Origin of the sequence: Micromonospora sp. C28ISP2-4 (assembly GCF_030519385.1) — a bacterium.
Classification (GTDB): domain Bacteria; phylum Actinomycetota; class Actinomycetes; order Mycobacteriales; family Micromonosporaceae; genus Micromonospora; species Micromonospora tulbaghiae.
Window position 1 is genome coordinate 195,730 of sequence record NZ_JAUMKG010000003.1, and the last position, 14,255, is coordinate 209,984.

The window sequence follows — 14,255 nt, forward strand, 5'->3', positions numbered from 1 at the left end:
GGGAGCGGGACGACCGGGCAGAATGGGCGGGCGACCACAGCCGCGACGCGATGGGAGCCCGCCATGACCGCACGTCCGGACGTCGTCGTCCTCGGTGCCGGGGTGAGCGGGCTGAGCACCGGCATCCGGCTGGCCGAGAGCGGCGCCCGGGTGCTCGTCCGCACCGCGGCGCCGCCCGCGCACACGACGTCGGCGCTGGCCGGGGCGATGGTCGGCCCGAATCTGTCCCCACCCGGCGACCCGCAGCGCGCCTGGACCGACGAGACGCTGCGGGTGCTCGGCACCGAGCCGCTGCCGGGCGTGGCGTGGCGCGACGGCACGCTCGCCGCCCGGCCGGAAGGGGCGACGCCCCCGTTCGCCGACCGGACGCCGGGCTTCCGGCAGCTGGGCGACGACGAGCGCCCCGCCGGCTTCGGCACCGCGTTCACCGTCCGGCTGCCGCTCGTCGACATGCCGGTCTACCTCGCGTACCTCCTGGAGCGTTTCCGCGACGCCGGCGGCGAGGTGCGGGTCGCGCCGGTGGGCTCGCTCGACGAGGCGGCGACGTCGGCCCCGGTGGTGGTCAACTGCGCCGGGCTGGCGGCGCGGGCGCTGACCGGGGACACCGGCCTGCACCCGGTGCGCGGCCCCCGGATCGTGGTGCGCAACCCCGGCCTGGACCGGTTCTTCATGGAGGCGCCGATGGCGCCGGCATGGGCGTCGATCTTCCCGCACGGCGATCACGTGGTGCTCGGCGGCGGGCAGCGGCGCAGCGACGACACGACTCCCGACCCGGCCGAGGAGGCCGACGTGATCGCCCGGTGCGCCGCGATCGAGCCTTCCCTGGCGGGCGTCGAGGTCCTCGACCACCGCGTCGGGTTGCGCCCCGGCCGGGCGGCGCCGCGCGTGGAGGCCGAGCGGCGTGGCGACGCGCTCGTCGTGCACAACTACGGCCACGCGGGAAACGGCGTGATGCTGTCCTGGGGCTGCGCCCGCGACGCCGCGGCGCTCGCCCTCGGCGCGGCGTCCGCCGCCTGACGGGCCGCCGGCCCGGTCAGGACACGGCGGCCCGCACCAGCTCGGTGATCTTCTTCTCCACCTCCGGGCTCCACTTCACCAGCGCGAACGACGCCGGCCACATGTCGCCGTCGTCGAGGTTCGCCGTGTCCTGGAAGCCCAGCGTCGAGTAGCGGTAGTTGAACTTCCCCGAGTCCTGGAAGAAGACGACGATCTTGCCGGCCGCGTTGGCGTACGCGGGCATGCCGTACCAGGTCTTCGGCGACAGCTCCGGCGCGGTGGCCGTGATCGTCATGTGCACCCGCTCGGCCAGCTCACGGTCGGCCGGCGCCATCTGCGCGATCCGGTCGAGCACCGCCTGGAGGTCGTCGGCCTTCTTCGCGCCCTTCTTCCCCTCCGCGCGCAGCTCGGCGGCCCGCTCCTTCATCGCGGCGCGCTCCTCGGCGCTGAAACCGTCGGACATCTCGATCCCCCCTCGTGGCTCGCGGTCCGCGTGGTGCCGACCGCCGGGGACAACGCTATGGCGCGGCGGTCACGGTGCGCTTCTCGATTCCTGATCACCTGCCGGGACCACCCCGGCCCGGCCGTGGCCCTAGCATCGCGGCCATGGCAACCCGGCTCGTACAGCTCAACATGAAGGCGCACGACGAGGTCGCGCTCGGCGACTTCTGGGCGAAGGTGCTCGGCTGGGAGATCTCCAGCGAGGCCCCCGGCGTGACGAACCTCGAACCCGCGGGCTTCACCTACCCGGATCCCCGCGTCCTCTACGTCGACCTCGTCGTCTCCACGGAGCCCAAGACCGCGAAGAACCGCGTCCACGTGGACCTCGCGACCACGTCGGCCGCGCACCACGCGGAGCTGGTCGCGCGCCTGACCGCGCTCGGCGCCACCCCCGCCGACGTGGGCCAGGGCGACGTGCCGTGGACGGTCCTGGCGGACCCGGAGGGCAACGAGTTCTGCGTACGGGAGCCGAACCCGCGGCACGCGGACACCGGTCTGATCGCCGAGGTGGTGGTGGACTGCGCCGACCCGCGCGCCATGGCCGGCTTCTGGAGTCGGGCCACCGACTGGACCGTTCACGAGGTGACCGACCGGCAGGCGGTGCTGCGCTCCGCCAAGGGTGTCGGACCGTACCTGCGGTTCGCCCGCACGGCCGACGCGAAGAGCGGATGGAACCGCGTCCACCTCGACGTCCGCCCCTACCCGGGCGACGACCTGGACGCCGAGACCGCCCGCCTGCGGGCCCTCGGCGCCACCGACGCCGACCTCGGTGGGGCCGACCTCCACTGGCGGGTGCTCGTCGACCCGGAGGGCAACGAGTTCTGCGTGCTCACCCCGGCCTGACCCGCGGACCGCGGCGCCGGGCGGGAATGACCGCCCGGCGCCGGTCAGGCCGCCCGGAACTCGTGGACCACCTCGATCGGCCCGACGATGTGCCGGTTGAACTCGTCGAGCTCCTCGGCCGGCACCCACAGCTCCAGGATGTCCCGGCCACCCACCTGCCGGACCGGGTAGCGGGCGGCGAACGCGCTGTCGACGTGGAAGCGCGTCACGTAGCCGGCGCCGGACGCCGGCACGTTCCAGTCCCGGGCGATCATGACGGCGTACTGCTCGTTGAGCACCGGGTAGAAGATCGGCTGGTCCGGCAGTCGCGGTGGCCAGGCCCGCCAGCCGGAGGCGCGGACGAGGTCGAGTTCCCGTGGGCCGGTCGGGCGCCACAGCGTCGTCGTCTCCGTCATCGCGTACCCCTCTCGCGTCCCGTCCCGGGCACCGACCGGCGGACCGTCGCCGCCCCCCACGGATTTCGCCGGCTGCCTATGCCGAGGCGGTCGACGGGCGGGTGGGCGAGGGCGCTCCGCCGGATTTCACGTTCTGACGCCGGTGACGTCGTCGCGGGCCGATGAGTTTGACACGGTGCGGCGGTCAACCCGTCGAACCCACTGACAAGGAGCACCGCGATGGCCAAAGTCATTTCCACGCTGTTCATCTCGGCCGACGGTGTCGCCGAGATCGACCCCGACTGGCACTTCCCGTACTTCGACGAGAACATGGGCCGCGCCGTCACCGAGGACTACGACACCTCCGACGTGCTGCTGATCGGCCGGGAGACGTACGACAGCTTCGCCGGCGCATGGCCGGACCGGGAGGCCGCCGGTGGTGAGGACGCGCCGTTCGCCAAGCAGCTCGGCGACATGCGCAAGGTCGTCGTCTCGCGCCAGCCGCTGGAGTTCTCCTGGCGCAACTCCGAGCTGATCCAGGGTGACCTGACCGACGCCGTGCGCGCGCTCAAGGCCGACGCCGGCATCAAGGGCATCCTCATCCCCGGGTCGATCTCGGTGGTGCAGCAACTGCTCGCCGCGGGCCTGGTGGACGAGCTGCGGCTGCTGGTGCACCCGGTGGCCGCCCGCAAGGGCCGCCGGCTGTTCGACGAGGGCGATACGCCGTACCACCTGCGGGTGGCCGCGACCGAGGCGTACCCGACCGGCGTGATCCGGGTGATCTACACCCCGGCGCCGGCGCCGGGCGCGGTCGGCTACGACGACGTCAAGGACCAGGTGCCGGCCGGGAGCTGACGATCACGGGGCCGCGGCGGGCCGGTGTGTCGTGAGAGGATCCGCCGGTGCGTCGCGCCCCGCTGCTGCTGATCCTCGCGGCGGTGTGCGCCGTCGCCCACGTCGTCGGCGTCCTGACGGCCGCCCCGCTCTGGCGCGGCGCGGAGGTGCTGAGCCTGGCGCTGCTGCTCGCGTACGCCGTCGCCGCCGGACTGCCGGCTCCGCGCTGGGCTGTGCCGGCGGCGCTCGTACCGTTGCTCGTGGACGCGGTCCGCACCATGCCGGCCGAGCCGGGCGCCGGGGACTTCATCTGGCTGGTGTACGGCAGCATTGAGAGCGGCTTCGACAGTACGGCCGGCTTCGACGTGGCGTTCGCCGGAAGCTGGGCGGCGCTGGTAGCGGTGGCGGTGCTGCTGGTCGCGTTCCGGGGGCGTGGACGACGCCGGCACCTGATCGCCGGGGCGGTCGCCGCCGCGCCCGTCGTCGGGTACGCGGCCGTCCGGGTCATCGACATCGGCTTCGCCGTCGCCGCCGGCACCCGGGTGGAGAGCCCGGGGTACTACGACCAGGCCGACGTCGTGTCCGCGCTCGTCCTCGCGGTGCTGCCGCCGCTGGCGCTCGCGCTCGCCGCGCTGGTGCTCGCCGTGCTGCTGGCCGGGCGGGGCCGGCGGCTCGCCGCGGCCGGCGCGGCACTGCTGGCGGTGCTCGCGTTGCCACTGCTGGACGCGGGCATGGAGGCCGTGCCGCTGCCCCCCTCGCTCGACGGCACCGGGCTGTTCGCCTGGTACGCCATCGTGCCCACCCGGATGCTGCCGCAGCCCGTCCCGGCCCTGATGGCGGCGGTGGAGCTGGCCGCGTACCTGCTGCTCGTCGCGGGCCTGACCGGCGCGAACCGCGCCGCACCGGCGGTGCCCGCGCCGGCGGAGGCCGGTTGACGTCAGGCGGTCGACTCCAGCTCGTCGAAGGCCATGTTCCACCACGACTCCGGCTCCGCGAACGCGGCCGGGTCGACCGGGCGCAGGTCGTCGCGGATCGCCGCCGCACGCGCGGCCCGCTCCCGCCCGCCCGGGTCCGTGGCGATGAGCTGCCCGAGCCGGTAGAGGAACTCCACGAACGCGGCGAACGTGCTGTTCACCGTCTCCAGGTTGGGTGTCTCCAGGTCCAGCAGGATCACAGCGCCGGTGCCGGCGTCGAGGCAGAACAGCAGCGCCGGGTCCTCCGGCGAGGCACCCAGCACGACGTACGGGCGGGGGCCCTGGTCGCCCAGCTCGATCGACAGCGTGGAGAACAGCTCGACGTCGGGGACCGAGACGTCGACAGTGAACAGGATCGGCACCTCGACCGGCAGCGCACCGTCGGGCGGGAAGACCTCCGGCCCGAGCGGCCCGAGGATCGCGTCGAAGCGCTGGTCGGGGAAGTAGATGACGCCGCGCTCACCCCAGAGGGCGGTGAGCTGCTCCCGGGTGACGGTCACGGCTGCGCCTCGTCCTCGTCCACGTCGTCGGCCTCGTCGAGCAGGCCCTGGCGGTCCAGGAACGCGTACCACCCGTCGTCGTCGGTGACCAGCTCGGCGTAGCCGGGGCCGAGCACGTAGTAGTGCACGAACGAGTCGAGGTCGGGCGCCAGCTCCTCGAACGCGTCGCCCATGAACCACTCGGTGCCGGTCGGCGGGAAGTACCAGACCGCGCCGGTCGCCCGCTCCAGGAAGATCGGCTCGTCGCTGCGCGTGCCGACGACCAGCCAGCCGGTCTTGTCCTGCGGGATGGGGGAGAAGTCGGGCGCGTAGTCGAGGAAGTACTGCAGGCCCGCGAGCCGGCCGGTCGAGGCCAGCTCGAACGCGCCGGCCCGCAGGCCGTCGGCGGCGAGCAGCAGGTCGCGTAGGCCCGCCGGCAGCTCCGCCGGCACGTCGCCGTCGTCGGCCGGGCCGCCGATCTGCCCGTACGCGAGACTGGCCGGCTCGTCGGCGGTCAGGTCGGCGCGGAGTTCGTCGAGAAGCTGCGCGAGATCGGAAGTCAATCCACTACCTCTATTCGGATCGGGGTTCCGTCCGGCAGATTCTGGATCTGCCCCCAGATCTGGGAGCCGATGTCCGTGTTGGTTCTACCATGCAGCAACTTGAGGTTGTCGACGGTGTCCGGCCCGCCGAGCTGGAGTTCCCACACGTGGTCGGGATGGTAGTCGCTGAGCCGTTGACTGAGCCGGTTGGCGAGGTCCTTGTCGTGCGGCCAGTACTTGTCCCAGATCTTCTGCCGGATCCGGTCCTTGTATCCGTCGGTGATGCTCTTGTCGCGTTGCACCGGGTTGGTGGCCTTGTAGAGCTTGCCCTCGTCGCTGAGCTTCTTCAGCGCGGCCATCTTGCGCCGGAACTGCGCGGTGGCGTGGAAGTCCCGGCGCTCGACCCGCACGACCTTGGTGGGCAGGCTGTGGTTGGGCCCGGTGACCCGGACGATCGGCTTCTCCAGCTTCTCGACCGCCTTGCGGACGATCTTGCCGGCCGCCGGTTTCGCGGCGGCGCCCCGGCCGCGCTTCGGGCTAGGCATCGAGCAGTCTTCCGATGACCTGGTCGATCAGCGCGCCGACGATCTCCCGGGTGATGATCTGGAAGATCGGGATCTCGGCCAGCGAGGCGCCGAACGTCACCACGGCGGTGGCGATCGCCTGGGCCACCTGGAACGCGAGGATGGCGAGCTGCACGATCACCGCGATCTTCAGTGCCAGCACGATCGCCGCGCAGATGATCAGACCGGTGCCGAGCAGCATGGCCGCGGGCATGCTGTCGTGCAGCACGAGCGGCCCGTTCTGCTCGCCACCCCACCACTTCTGGAACGCCGCGATCGCCGGGCCGACGTTCTGCGTCCAGACCTGCGCGGCTGCCGCGTCCACCTCACCGGCCGCCGCCCCGATCCGGCCGCCGAACTCGATCCACGCCTGGCCCATCTCGAAGAGCTTCTCCTCGTCGGCCTGTGGCCAGGTGTAGCCGATCCAGCCGAGCGCGGTGATCAGCTCACCGGGTAGTTGCAGTCCCACGGCTCACCCCAGCCCGCCGGCGAGCGAGCGCATCGTGCCCGCGCCGTCCTCGTCGACCCGCTCGTACGCGTCGGCCATCCCGGTGATGTCGGCGCCGGCCGAGGTGAACTCGTCGGCGGCCATCCCGACGCAGTCGAAGATGTAGTTCGCCACCTCGGTGTAGGCGATGCCGATCAGCGACCCGATGTCGTCGGTGCCCCACGGTTCGCCGTAGCCCTGCATCCGCGCCTCGAACGCCTCCAGCTCGCCGCTGAACCGCTTGGCGAGGTCGCCGACGCCGCGCCCGGCGGCCCGGATCAGCGGCGGGTGCACCTCGAAGCCGTCGCCGCTCATCGCTGCCCGCCGCGCGCCAGCCGCTCCTGCGCCTCGGTGAGCGCGTCGAGGAACGACCCGAGCCGGGGTACTGCGGTGTCCCGTACCTCCTGCAACTGCTCCCGCAACTGCGACATGTCCGCGACCTGCGGCGCCGTACCGGTCCGCAGCCCGTCGATCGCCGCGTTCACGGCGGTGACGATGTGCGCGGTCAGCTCCTCGGAGCCGAGCCGCATCAGCCGCGGCTCGACGTGCAGCGACTGGAGCCTGCCGTCGCGCCCCATCTCGGCGCGTACCTGCCCGTCGGCGGCCTCGCCCAGCGCGGGCGTCTCCGCCTCTTCCGCCGGCGGCGGACCGACCGTCCGAAGTGCCGCCATCGTCGCGTCGAGCATGCGGGTGAAGTCGCCGCTCATCGAAGGATCCGCACTCATGAGCCCTCCCCAAGGCCAAACGCCACGAGCGTAACCGAGAGGGACAAAGCGATTCCGCCCCGTCCGTCTTGGACAGCGGACGCACGAGCGACCACCATCGGCGGGAGCACGACGGTACGGGCGACGGGAGCGGATCATGGTCGAGGCGGACGTGGCGGTGGTCGGCGGCGGGGTGATCGGGATGACGATCGCGCTCACGCTCCAGCGGCGGGGCGCGCGGGTCACCGTGCTCACGGCCCACGACCCGGCCGACACGGTGTCGACTGTGGCCGCCGCGGTCTGGTACCCCAGCCACACCGACGAGGACCCCCGGGTGCTGCGCTGGGCCCGGGACACGCACGCCGAGCTGCGCCGCCAGGCGGCTGACGGCGTGCCGGGGGTGGTCGACCGGCCCACCCGGATGTGGCTGCGCCACCGCTACGCCGCGCCGCCCTGGTGGGCCGACGCCTGCGGCGACCTGGTGGCCGAGCCGGCGGAGCCGCCGTACACAGCGCTGCTGCGGTTCACCGCCCCGTCGGTGGAGATGACCAGCTATCTCGCCTGGCTGCGGCAGCGCCTGGAGGCCGGTGGCGGCCGGGTCGTCCGCCGCCCGCTGGGCACGCTCGCCGAGGCGTACGGGGTCGCGCCGGTCGTGGTCAACGCGACCGGCCTGGCCGCCGGACGGCTCGCCGCCGACCCGGCCGTGTACCCGGCGCGCGGGCACGTCCTGCTGGTCGCGAACCCCGGCCTGACCGTCTCGGTACGCGACGAGGACGACCCGGCCGGCATCACGTACGTGCACCCGCGCCGCCACGACGTGGTGCTCGGCGGCACCTACGAGGCGGGGGTGGGACACACCCGCCCCGACCCGGAGGAGGCGGCGGCGATCCGGCGCCGGTGCGTGGCGCTGGTGCCGCAGCTCGCGGACGCGCCGGTGCTGGGGGAGCGGATCGGGCTGCGGCCGGCCCGGCACGGCGGCCCGCGGGTCGAGGTGGACGCGGCGGACGGGCGGCTGGTGCACGCGTACGGGCACGGCGGGGCCGGGGTGACGCTGTCCTGGGGGTGCGCGGCCGAGGTCGCCGATCTCGCCCAGGGCGTCTGACTGCCCCGGCGCGCGACGGTCCACCGTCGGGGCTCGGCGGGCGGTAACCTCGGCCCGGTGTCCGCCCGCCGCGCCGCACTGTCCGCCCTCGTCGCCCTGATCGCCGTCCACATCGGCTGCACATTGATCGCGCTCGCGGCCTACAGCCACCGGATCGGCCTGGTGACACACGACGGCGCAAGTTTCCCGGTGGAGCTGCTCGACGCCGTGGTGCCTCTCCGTGACCTGCTGCCCGCCGTGCTCTGGCTGCTGCCGGTCACGCTGCTCGTCACGTTCGCGGCCCTCGGTCGGTGGGCCGTCCGGCGGACCGTCCGCCCCGGCGACGAGCGGCCACCGGTGGCGGCGTGGACCGCCGGCATCGCTGCGGTACTGCTCAACCCGCTCGCGGCCGTGCGCTACGCGTCGGCCACCGCCGAGGGCGGCGAATACATGCGTACGGTGCAGGTGGAGACCAACCTTCTGGTGCTCGCCGCGGCCGTGGCCACCACGATGAGCGCGCTCGCCGTCGCCGGGTTCGTCCGGCGCTCCGAAACGGCGAGCCCGGCGTCGCGGCGGATGCGGGTGGACGACTGGTCCGCGGGCCCGGCGGGACGGGAGTGACCCCCGAGTGGAGGAGCCGGGGCAACTGTTCAGCGTCCGGCTCATGGAGCTGGTGGGCGCAGCCGAGATCCGCGTGATGCCGGGTGGCATCAGCAAACAGCGCGGCGTGGACCGGTCAGGAATCGAGAAGCATCGGGCGGGCGGGCGGACCTAGCGTTTCCGGTACGGGCCGCCCCGCCGGGGAGGCCACGCCGGGAGGTGGGCATCAATGGATACGCGCATCCGTCAGCTGCACCGCTGGTTCTCCGTCGCCTTCACCGTGACCGTCGTGATCACGTTCGTGGCGCTGGCCCAGAAGGACCCGATCGTGTGGATCTCCTACGTGCCGCTGCTCCCGCTCGCCCTGCTCCTGATCAGCGGCCTCTACCTGTTCGCGCTGCCGTACCTGCGGCGTCGCCGCGCCGCCGCGCGTCCGCGCTGACCTGGGGGATTACCGGGGCCGGTCAGCGGGCAACACTGGTGGATGGAGCAGAAGGTGATGGTGTTCGCCCCGGCCCCGCTGTTGACTGTGACCATCGAGCAGCAGGGCGAGGCGAGCGAGCTGCATCTGCACCCCGGTGGGCAGGGGGTGTGGCAGACCCGGATGATCGCGGCGCTCGGCGTACCGGTGACCATGTGCGTGGGCCTCGGCGGCGAGGTCGGCGACGCGGTCCGCAAGCTGCTCGACGACGAGGACGTCACGGTACGGGTGGTGCGGCGGGAGTCCGGCACCGGCTGGTACGTGCACGACCGGCGCGACGGTGAGCGGACCGAGATCGCCGAGCACCCGGGCGCGCCGATGGTGCGGCACGACATCGACGAGCTGTACACGGTGACGCTCACCGAGGGGCTGCGCGCCCCGGTCAGCGTGCTCAGCGGACCGGCCGACCCGCAGGTGGTGGACCCGGACATCTACCGCAGGCTCGCCGCCGACCTGAGCGCCAACGGCGGGACTGTGGTGGCCGACCTGTCCGGGCCGTACCTGGAAGCGGTGCTCGACGGCGGCGTGAGCGTGCTGAAGGTCAGCCACGAGGAACTGCTCGACGACGGCCTGGCCAAGGACGACAGCGTCGAGGCGCTGCGCGACGCCGGTCGCCGGTGCCAGGAGCGCGGCGCGCGGACGGTGCTGATCAGCCGGGCGGGGGAGCCCGCGCTGGCGCTGCCGGAGGACGGCGAGTCGCTGCTGGTGCACGCCCCACCGCTGGAGCTGGCCGACCACCGGGGCGCCGGTGACTCGATGACCGCCGGGGTGGCGGCGGTGCTGGCCCGGGGCGGCGACATGCGGGAGGCGCTGCACGTCGGCGCCGCCGCCGGAGCGCTGAACGTGACCCGGCACGGGCTGGGCACGGGCCGGGCCGAGGCGGTACGCGAACTGGCCGGCCGGGTGCGGCTGACCTCGCTGGACGGCGGCGACCATGACGGCTGACCGGCCGCCCCGGGTGCTGGTGACGAACGACGACGGCGTGTACGCCCCCGGTATCCGTGCGCTGGCCCGGGCCGCGTACGAAAGCGGGCTGGACGTGGTGGTCGCCGCGCCGGAGGCCGAGGCGAGCGGGATGAGCGCGGCGCTGTCCGCGGTGACCGAGGACGGCCGGCTGGTGTTCCGCGAGACCGAGCTGGACGGGCTGCCCGCCGTGCCCGCGTACGCGGTGGCCGCCTCACCGGCGTACATCGCGGTCCTGGCCGGGCTCGGGGTGTTCGGGCCGGTACCGGACCTGCTGCTGTCCGGCATCAACCGGGGCGCGAACGCGGGCCACGCGGTCCTGCACTCCGGCACCGTGGGCGCGGCCCTGACCGCCGGCAACAACGGCATCCGCGCGCTCGCCGTGTCGCTCGACGTGCTCACCCCGGCGGCGGCGAGCGCCGGCAGCGGCGGCGCGGCGATCGCGGTGCTGGACAGCGTCGACGACGAGTCCCGCCACTGGTCGACCGCCGCCGAGCTGGCCGGGACGCTGCTGCCGTGGCTGGCCGGCGCGGACCCGGGCACGGTGCTCAACCTCAACGTGCCCGACCTGCCGGCCGATCGGGTGGCCGGGCTGCGCCAGGCGACGCTGGCCCCGTTCGGTCAGGTGCAGGTGTCGATCGCCGAGCGCGGCGAGGGGTTCGTGCGTACTGCGGTGGAGGAGAACGCGGTCCGCGCGGTTCCCGGCACCGACATCGCGTGGCTGGCCGACGGGTACGCCGCCGTGACAGCGATCCGGGCGCTGGGGCACCTGCCCGGCGTGGAGCTGCCGGTCGACGGCTGAGGACGGCTCCGCCCCGCCACAGTCGCACAGGTGGCGGGGCGGAACCGGTCGTTCACTCGCCGGCGGCGCGCCTGCGGTCGGCCTCGGCGTCGGCGGCGCCCACCGGGGTGCCGTCGCTGTCCCGGTCGGCCCCGGACAGGTCCACGTCGGCGCCGGCCCGGGCGGCGTCCGCTGCCGCGTCGTCGGCGCCGACGACCTCACCGCCGTCGGTCTGTCCGTCGTCGGGGACCAGCCGCCCGGCGGCGGCCAGCCCGATCGGTGCGTACCTGGGGTCGGTCATCTCGTCCTCCTCACCGGTGCTCCTGCGCAAGCGGTACCCCGGGAGGGGACGCGGCACACGCGCGAGGGTTCAGCGGTCGAGGAAGGCCAGGGTGACCGCGGCGAACAGCGGCGACTGGTCGATGTCGTAGTGGGTCAGGCCGGGCAGGATCGCCAGCGCGTGCCCGCCCGCCGGGCGGCCCTCGCCCGTCCAGCCGCCGTCGCGCCGGCCAGCAGTTCCGGGTAGACGGCGTCGCGGCGGATGTGCGCGGACGCCGCGACCAGCCGGCCGACCTTCTCCGGGTGCCGGAACCCGGTGTGCAGGGCGACGCCGCCGCCGAGGGAGAAACCGACCACGTCCGGCCGGTCCAGGCCGAGGTGGTCGATCAGCGCGGCGACGTCGTCGGACATCAGCGCCATGTCGAGCGGCCGGTCCACGTCGGCGGTGCGGCCGTGGCCCTGCAGATCCACCAGGATCACCTGGTGCTTCGCGGTCAGCGCGGGCAGGATCGGCGCGAACATCTCACCCGAGGTGAGGCCGCCGTGCAGCAGGATCATCGGCCGGCCTTCGCCGTGCGTCTCGTAGTAGAGGTGGACGCCGTTGACGTCGGCGTACCGCCCCGGGGCGTGGGTCTCGTCGCGCTGCGCTGTGGTCATCGGTGCTCCTCGGACGTGGTGACCTGACGTCTGATGGACCGGGCGGGCGGGGCGTATTCATCGGCACGGGCTCGAACGTGCTCGCGTCGGCGCAGCATGTGGGCTAGTTTCAGCCAGGTGAGCGAGGTGGCGAGCGTCCCCGTCGAGGCGCAACTCGAGGCGTACCGGTCCGAGCTGACCGGCTACTGCTACCGGATGCTGGGTTCGGCCTTCGAGGCCGAGGACGCGGTGCAGGACACGTTCGTCCGGGCCTGGCGCAACTTCGACAAGTTCGAGGGGCGGTCCGCGCTGCGGACCTGGCTCTACCGGATCGCGACGAACGTCTGCCTCACCATGTCCACCAGCGCGCAGCGCCGGGTCCGGCCGATGGACCTCGGCCCGGCCGGCGTCGGCACCGCCACCCACCCCGGCGAGCCGCGCCCGGAGCAGATCTGGCTCGGCCCCGCACCCGACGACCGGGTGCTGCCCGAGGTCGCCGACCCGGCCGAGGTGGTCGCCGGACGGGAGTCGGTCCGGCTGGCGTTCGTCGCGGCGTTGCAGCACCTGCCGCCGAAGCAGCGGGCCGTGCTGATCCTGCGCGAGGTGCTGGCCTGGTCGGCCCAGGAGGTCGCCGACCTGCTCGACACGTCGGTGGCGAGCGTCAACAGCGCGTTGCAGCGGGCGCGCGCCACGCTCGCCTCCGCCGACACCGAGGCCGACGTGCGCCGGCCGCTGGACACCGAGCAGCAGGCACTGCTCGCCCGCTACGTGCGCGCCTTCGAGGCGTACGACCTGGCGGCGCTCACCGCGCTGCTGCACGAGGACGCGACGCTGTCGATGCCGCCGCTGCCGCTGTGGCTGCGCGGCCCCGAGCACATCGCGGCGTGGATGGCCGGCACCGGCAGCGGCTGCCGCGGCTCCCGCCTGGTGCCGACCGCCGCCAACGGGATGCCGGCGTTCGGGCACTACCGGCGCGACCCCGACGGCTCAGGCCACGTGCCCTGGGCGCTGATCGTGATCGGCGTCTCCGGCGGCCGGATCACGTCGCTCAACAACTTCCTCGACGTCGACCGCCTGTTCCCGCTGTTCGGGCTGCCCGCCCGGCTGGAGGAGGGCGCCGGCCAGCCCGAGCAGGCCGGCCAGCTCGCGTAGGTCGTCGCCCGCGCCGCGTACCTCCATCCGCCAGCCGAACCGCCGGGCGGTCAGGCGCATCCGCGCCAGCACCTCGACCGTGACGAGGTCGGGCGCGGTCACCGCGGACACGTCGCACACCACCACGCCCCGGTCGCGGCCGCGCAGCGCCTCGGCCAGTTCGGCGCAGCGGGCCGCGATGTCCGCGCGGGTCGGCGTCCCGTCCGCCAGGCAGAGCATGTGCGTGATCACACGCATTGGACCGCCGTACGTCCCGGCTCTCATCGGTACGCGGGTCACGTTGTCGCATGCAGTTACATCGACGTTAACTGCTATACCAATCATCGGTGCTCGGCTATATGATCCCGGTAGTTCACCCCGAAGCCTCACGAAACCGCAGCTCCCGCACCCCTCGGGTCGAACTCCGCAAGCCAGGTGCTCCGCGACGTCGTGCCTGGCGACCGCTCGGCGTTGTGGTTCGGCCTGCCGGAAAGGTGGGAACGGATGACAGGGCTCCCGTCCTTGGTCATCGGCATCGCGTCCTCGTCGGCCGAGCGCCGGCAGCTCGCCCAACTGCTCGGCGGCACCGAGTCGTTCCTGATCGTGTCCAGCGCCCATCAGGCCCGCCGCTTCCTCGACCTGGTACGCCGTCCCGCGCTCGCCCCGGCGCCGCAGCCGCCCGCGAGTGACGAGGCGCCGGCCGAGCCGTCGGGGCGGGAGCTGGCCGTCGACTCCGACCGGCGGGTGCTGCGCTGGCGGGGGCGGGAGATCGGGTTGACGCCGCTGGAGCACGATCTGCTCGTCTGCCTGACCGGTACGCCCGGCCAGGTGTGGACGTACGCCCGCCTGCACCGCACCGTCTGGGGCAACGACCACCTCGGGCGGGGCTCGGACATGCACTCGGTGGTACGCCGCCTCCGCCGCAAGCTGGGCCGCCTGGACGCCCCCGCCACGATCCACGCGGTGAGAGGCGTGGGTTTCCGCCTCACCCCCTGACCTCGCCCCT

20 protein-coding genes and 2 pseudogenes are annotated in these 14,255 nt (G+C 73.6%); 11 read left to right on the forward strand and 11 right to left on the reverse strand.

The genetic code is table 11. The annotated features are described in order from the left end of the window. Positions 1–63 precede the first annotated feature (63 nt). Positions 64–1,017, forward strand: coding sequence for an FAD-dependent oxidoreductase (locus Q3W68_RS14195; protein WP_302905869.1), 954 nt, complete (start codon positions 64–66; stop codon positions 1,015–1,017). A gap of 16 nt (positions 1,018–1,033) precedes the next feature. On the opposite strand, the gene Q3W68_RS14200 is transcribed toward Q3W68_RS14195, so the two are convergent. Continuing rightward, positions 1,034–1,459, reverse strand: a complete 426-nt coding sequence (locus Q3W68_RS14200; RefSeq protein WP_302905870.1) for an iron chaperone — start codon at positions 1,457–1,459, stop codon at positions 1,034–1,036. A gap of 143 nt (positions 1,460–1,602) precedes the next feature. On the opposite strand from Q3W68_RS14200, the gene Q3W68_RS14205 reads away from it, so the two are divergent. Further along, positions 1,603–2,340, forward strand: a complete 738-nt coding sequence (locus Q3W68_RS14205; RefSeq protein ID WP_302905871.1) for a VOC family protein — start codon at positions 1,603–1,605, stop codon at positions 2,338–2,340. A gap of 44 nt (positions 2,341–2,384) precedes the next feature. Here Q3W68_RS14205 and Q3W68_RS14210 read toward each other — a convergent pair whose 3' ends face one another. Further along, positions 2,385–2,735, reverse strand: a complete 351-nt coding sequence (locus tag Q3W68_RS14210; RefSeq protein ID WP_302905872.1) for an ADP-ribosylation/crystallin J1 — start codon at positions 2,733–2,735, stop codon at positions 2,385–2,387. Positions 2,736–2,954: 219 nt separating this feature from the next. Here Q3W68_RS14210 and Q3W68_RS14215 point away from each other — a divergent pair, with 219 nt between their 5' ends. Beyond that, positions 2,955–3,569: a dihydrofolate reductase family protein gene (locus Q3W68_RS14215; protein WP_302905873.1), complete on the forward strand. Its 615-nt coding sequence runs from the start codon at positions 2,955–2,957 to the stop codon at positions 3,567–3,569. Positions 3,570–3,616: 47 nt separating this feature from the next. Beyond that, positions 3,617–4,483 (forward strand): hypothetical protein, encoded by an 867-nt coding sequence (locus tag Q3W68_RS14220; protein ID WP_302905874.1) that lies wholly within the window; start codon positions 3,617–3,619, stop codon positions 4,481–4,483. A 2-nt stretch (positions 4,484–4,485) separates the two neighbouring features. Here the strand turns inward: Q3W68_RS14220 and Q3W68_RS14225 are convergent, their stop codons facing one another. From Q3W68_RS14225 to Q3W68_RS14250, 6 genes are read right to left on the reverse strand one after another with little or no spacing between them, the layout of a single operon-like run. Beyond that, positions 4,486–5,022 carry an SUKH-4 family immunity protein gene (locus Q3W68_RS14225; protein WP_269700841.1) on the reverse strand — a complete coding sequence of 179 codons (537 nt, stop codon included), beginning with the start codon at positions 5,020–5,022 and terminating at the stop codon, positions 4,486–4,488. Then, positions 5,019–5,564: an SUKH-4 family immunity protein gene (locus Q3W68_RS14230; RefSeq protein WP_302905875.1), complete on the reverse strand. Its 546-nt coding sequence runs from the start codon at positions 5,562–5,564 to the stop codon at positions 5,019–5,021. Before Q3W68_RS14230 ends, Q3W68_RS14225 begins: the two co-directional genes overlap by 4 nt. Next, complete coding sequence (locus Q3W68_RS14235) at positions 5,561–6,088, reverse strand: endonuclease (RefSeq protein WP_252450152.1); 528 nt, start codon at positions 6,086–6,088, stop codon at positions 5,561–5,563. The genes Q3W68_RS14230 and Q3W68_RS14235 overlap by 4 nt, the downstream gene beginning before the upstream one ends. Then, the gene (locus Q3W68_RS14240) at positions 6,081–6,575 is read right to left on the reverse strand and encodes a hypothetical protein (RefSeq protein WP_302905876.1); all 495 of its coding nucleotides are present in this window, start codon (positions 6,573–6,575) and stop codon (positions 6,081–6,083) included. Before Q3W68_RS14240 ends, Q3W68_RS14235 begins: the two co-directional genes overlap by 8 nt. Before the next feature lie 3 nt (positions 6,576–6,578). After that, the gene (locus Q3W68_RS14245) at positions 6,579–6,908 is read right to left on the reverse strand and encodes a hypothetical protein (RefSeq protein ID WP_302905877.1); all 330 of its coding nucleotides are present in this window, start codon (positions 6,906–6,908) and stop codon (positions 6,579–6,581) included. Further along, positions 6,905–7,318 carry a YbaB/EbfC family nucleoid-associated protein gene (locus Q3W68_RS14250; protein WP_302905878.1) on the reverse strand — a complete coding sequence of 138 codons (414 nt, stop codon included), beginning with the start codon at positions 7,316–7,318 and terminating at the stop codon, positions 6,905–6,907. The genes Q3W68_RS14245 and Q3W68_RS14250 overlap by 4 nt, the downstream gene beginning before the upstream one ends. A 136-nt stretch (positions 7,319–7,454) precedes the next feature. Between Q3W68_RS14250 and Q3W68_RS14255 the strand changes: the two genes are divergently transcribed. The 5 genes from Q3W68_RS14255 (at position 7,455) to surE (ending at position 11,224) form a co-directional block, all read left to right on the forward strand. Beyond that, on the forward strand, positions 7,455–8,399 hold the full coding sequence (locus Q3W68_RS14255; protein ID WP_302905879.1) for an FAD-dependent oxidoreductase: 945 nt from the start codon (positions 7,455–7,457) through the stop codon (positions 8,397–8,399). Between the two features lie 57 nt (positions 8,400–8,456). After that, positions 8,457–8,999 carry a hypothetical protein gene (locus tag Q3W68_RS14260; protein ID WP_302905880.1) on the forward strand — a complete coding sequence of 181 codons (543 nt, stop codon included), beginning with the start codon at positions 8,457–8,459 and terminating at the stop codon, positions 8,997–8,999. Between the two features lie 208 nt (positions 9,000–9,207). Continuing rightward, on the forward strand, positions 9,208–9,420 hold the full coding sequence (locus Q3W68_RS14265) for a hypothetical protein (protein WP_302905881.1): 213 nt from the start codon (positions 9,208–9,210) through the stop codon (positions 9,418–9,420). A 42-nt stretch (positions 9,421–9,462) separates the two neighbouring features. After that, complete coding sequence (locus tag Q3W68_RS14270) at positions 9,463–10,404, forward strand: 1-phosphofructokinase family hexose kinase (RefSeq protein WP_302905882.1); 942 nt, start codon at positions 9,463–9,465, stop codon at positions 10,402–10,404. Continuing rightward, on the forward strand, positions 10,394–11,224 hold the full coding sequence (surE, locus tag Q3W68_RS14275; RefSeq protein WP_302905883.1) for a 5'/3'-nucleotidase SurE: 831 nt from the start codon (positions 10,394–10,396) through the stop codon (positions 11,222–11,224). Before Q3W68_RS14270 ends, surE begins: the two co-directional genes overlap by 11 nt. Before the next feature lie 52 nt (positions 11,225–11,276). On the opposite strand, the gene Q3W68_RS14280 is transcribed toward surE, so the two are convergent. Both Q3W68_RS14280 and Q3W68_RS14285 read right to left on the reverse strand, forming a co-directional pair. After that, positions 11,277–11,504 (reverse strand): hypothetical protein, encoded by a 228-nt coding sequence (locus tag Q3W68_RS14280; protein WP_302905884.1) that lies wholly within the window; start codon positions 11,502–11,504, stop codon positions 11,277–11,279. Positions 11,505–11,573: 69 nt separating this feature from the next. Next, positions 11,574–12,139 (reverse strand): annotated as a pseudogene (locus Q3W68_RS14285) (alpha/beta fold hydrolase). A 96-nt stretch (positions 12,140–12,235) separates the two neighbouring features. Here Q3W68_RS14285 and Q3W68_RS14290 point away from each other — a divergent pair. Next, on the forward strand, positions 12,236–13,270 hold the full coding sequence (locus Q3W68_RS14290) for a sigma-70 family RNA polymerase sigma factor (RefSeq protein ID WP_302905886.1): 1,035 nt from the start codon (positions 12,236–12,238) through the stop codon (positions 13,268–13,270). Positions 13,271–13,300: 30 nt separating this feature from the next. Here Q3W68_RS14290 and Q3W68_RS28340 read toward each other — a convergent pair. Continuing rightward, positions 13,301–13,867 (reverse strand): annotated as a pseudogene (locus Q3W68_RS28340) (hypothetical protein); the annotation flags it as partial. Here Q3W68_RS28340 and Q3W68_RS14300 point away from each other — a divergent pair. After that, positions 13,754–14,245 (forward strand): winged helix-turn-helix domain-containing protein, encoded by a 492-nt coding sequence (locus tag Q3W68_RS14300; protein ID WP_302905887.1) that lies wholly within the window; start codon positions 13,754–13,756, stop codon positions 14,243–14,245. The pseudogene Q3W68_RS28340 and the gene Q3W68_RS14300 sit on opposite strands and share 114 nt — an antisense overlap. Positions 14,246–14,255 lie beyond the last annotated feature (10 nt).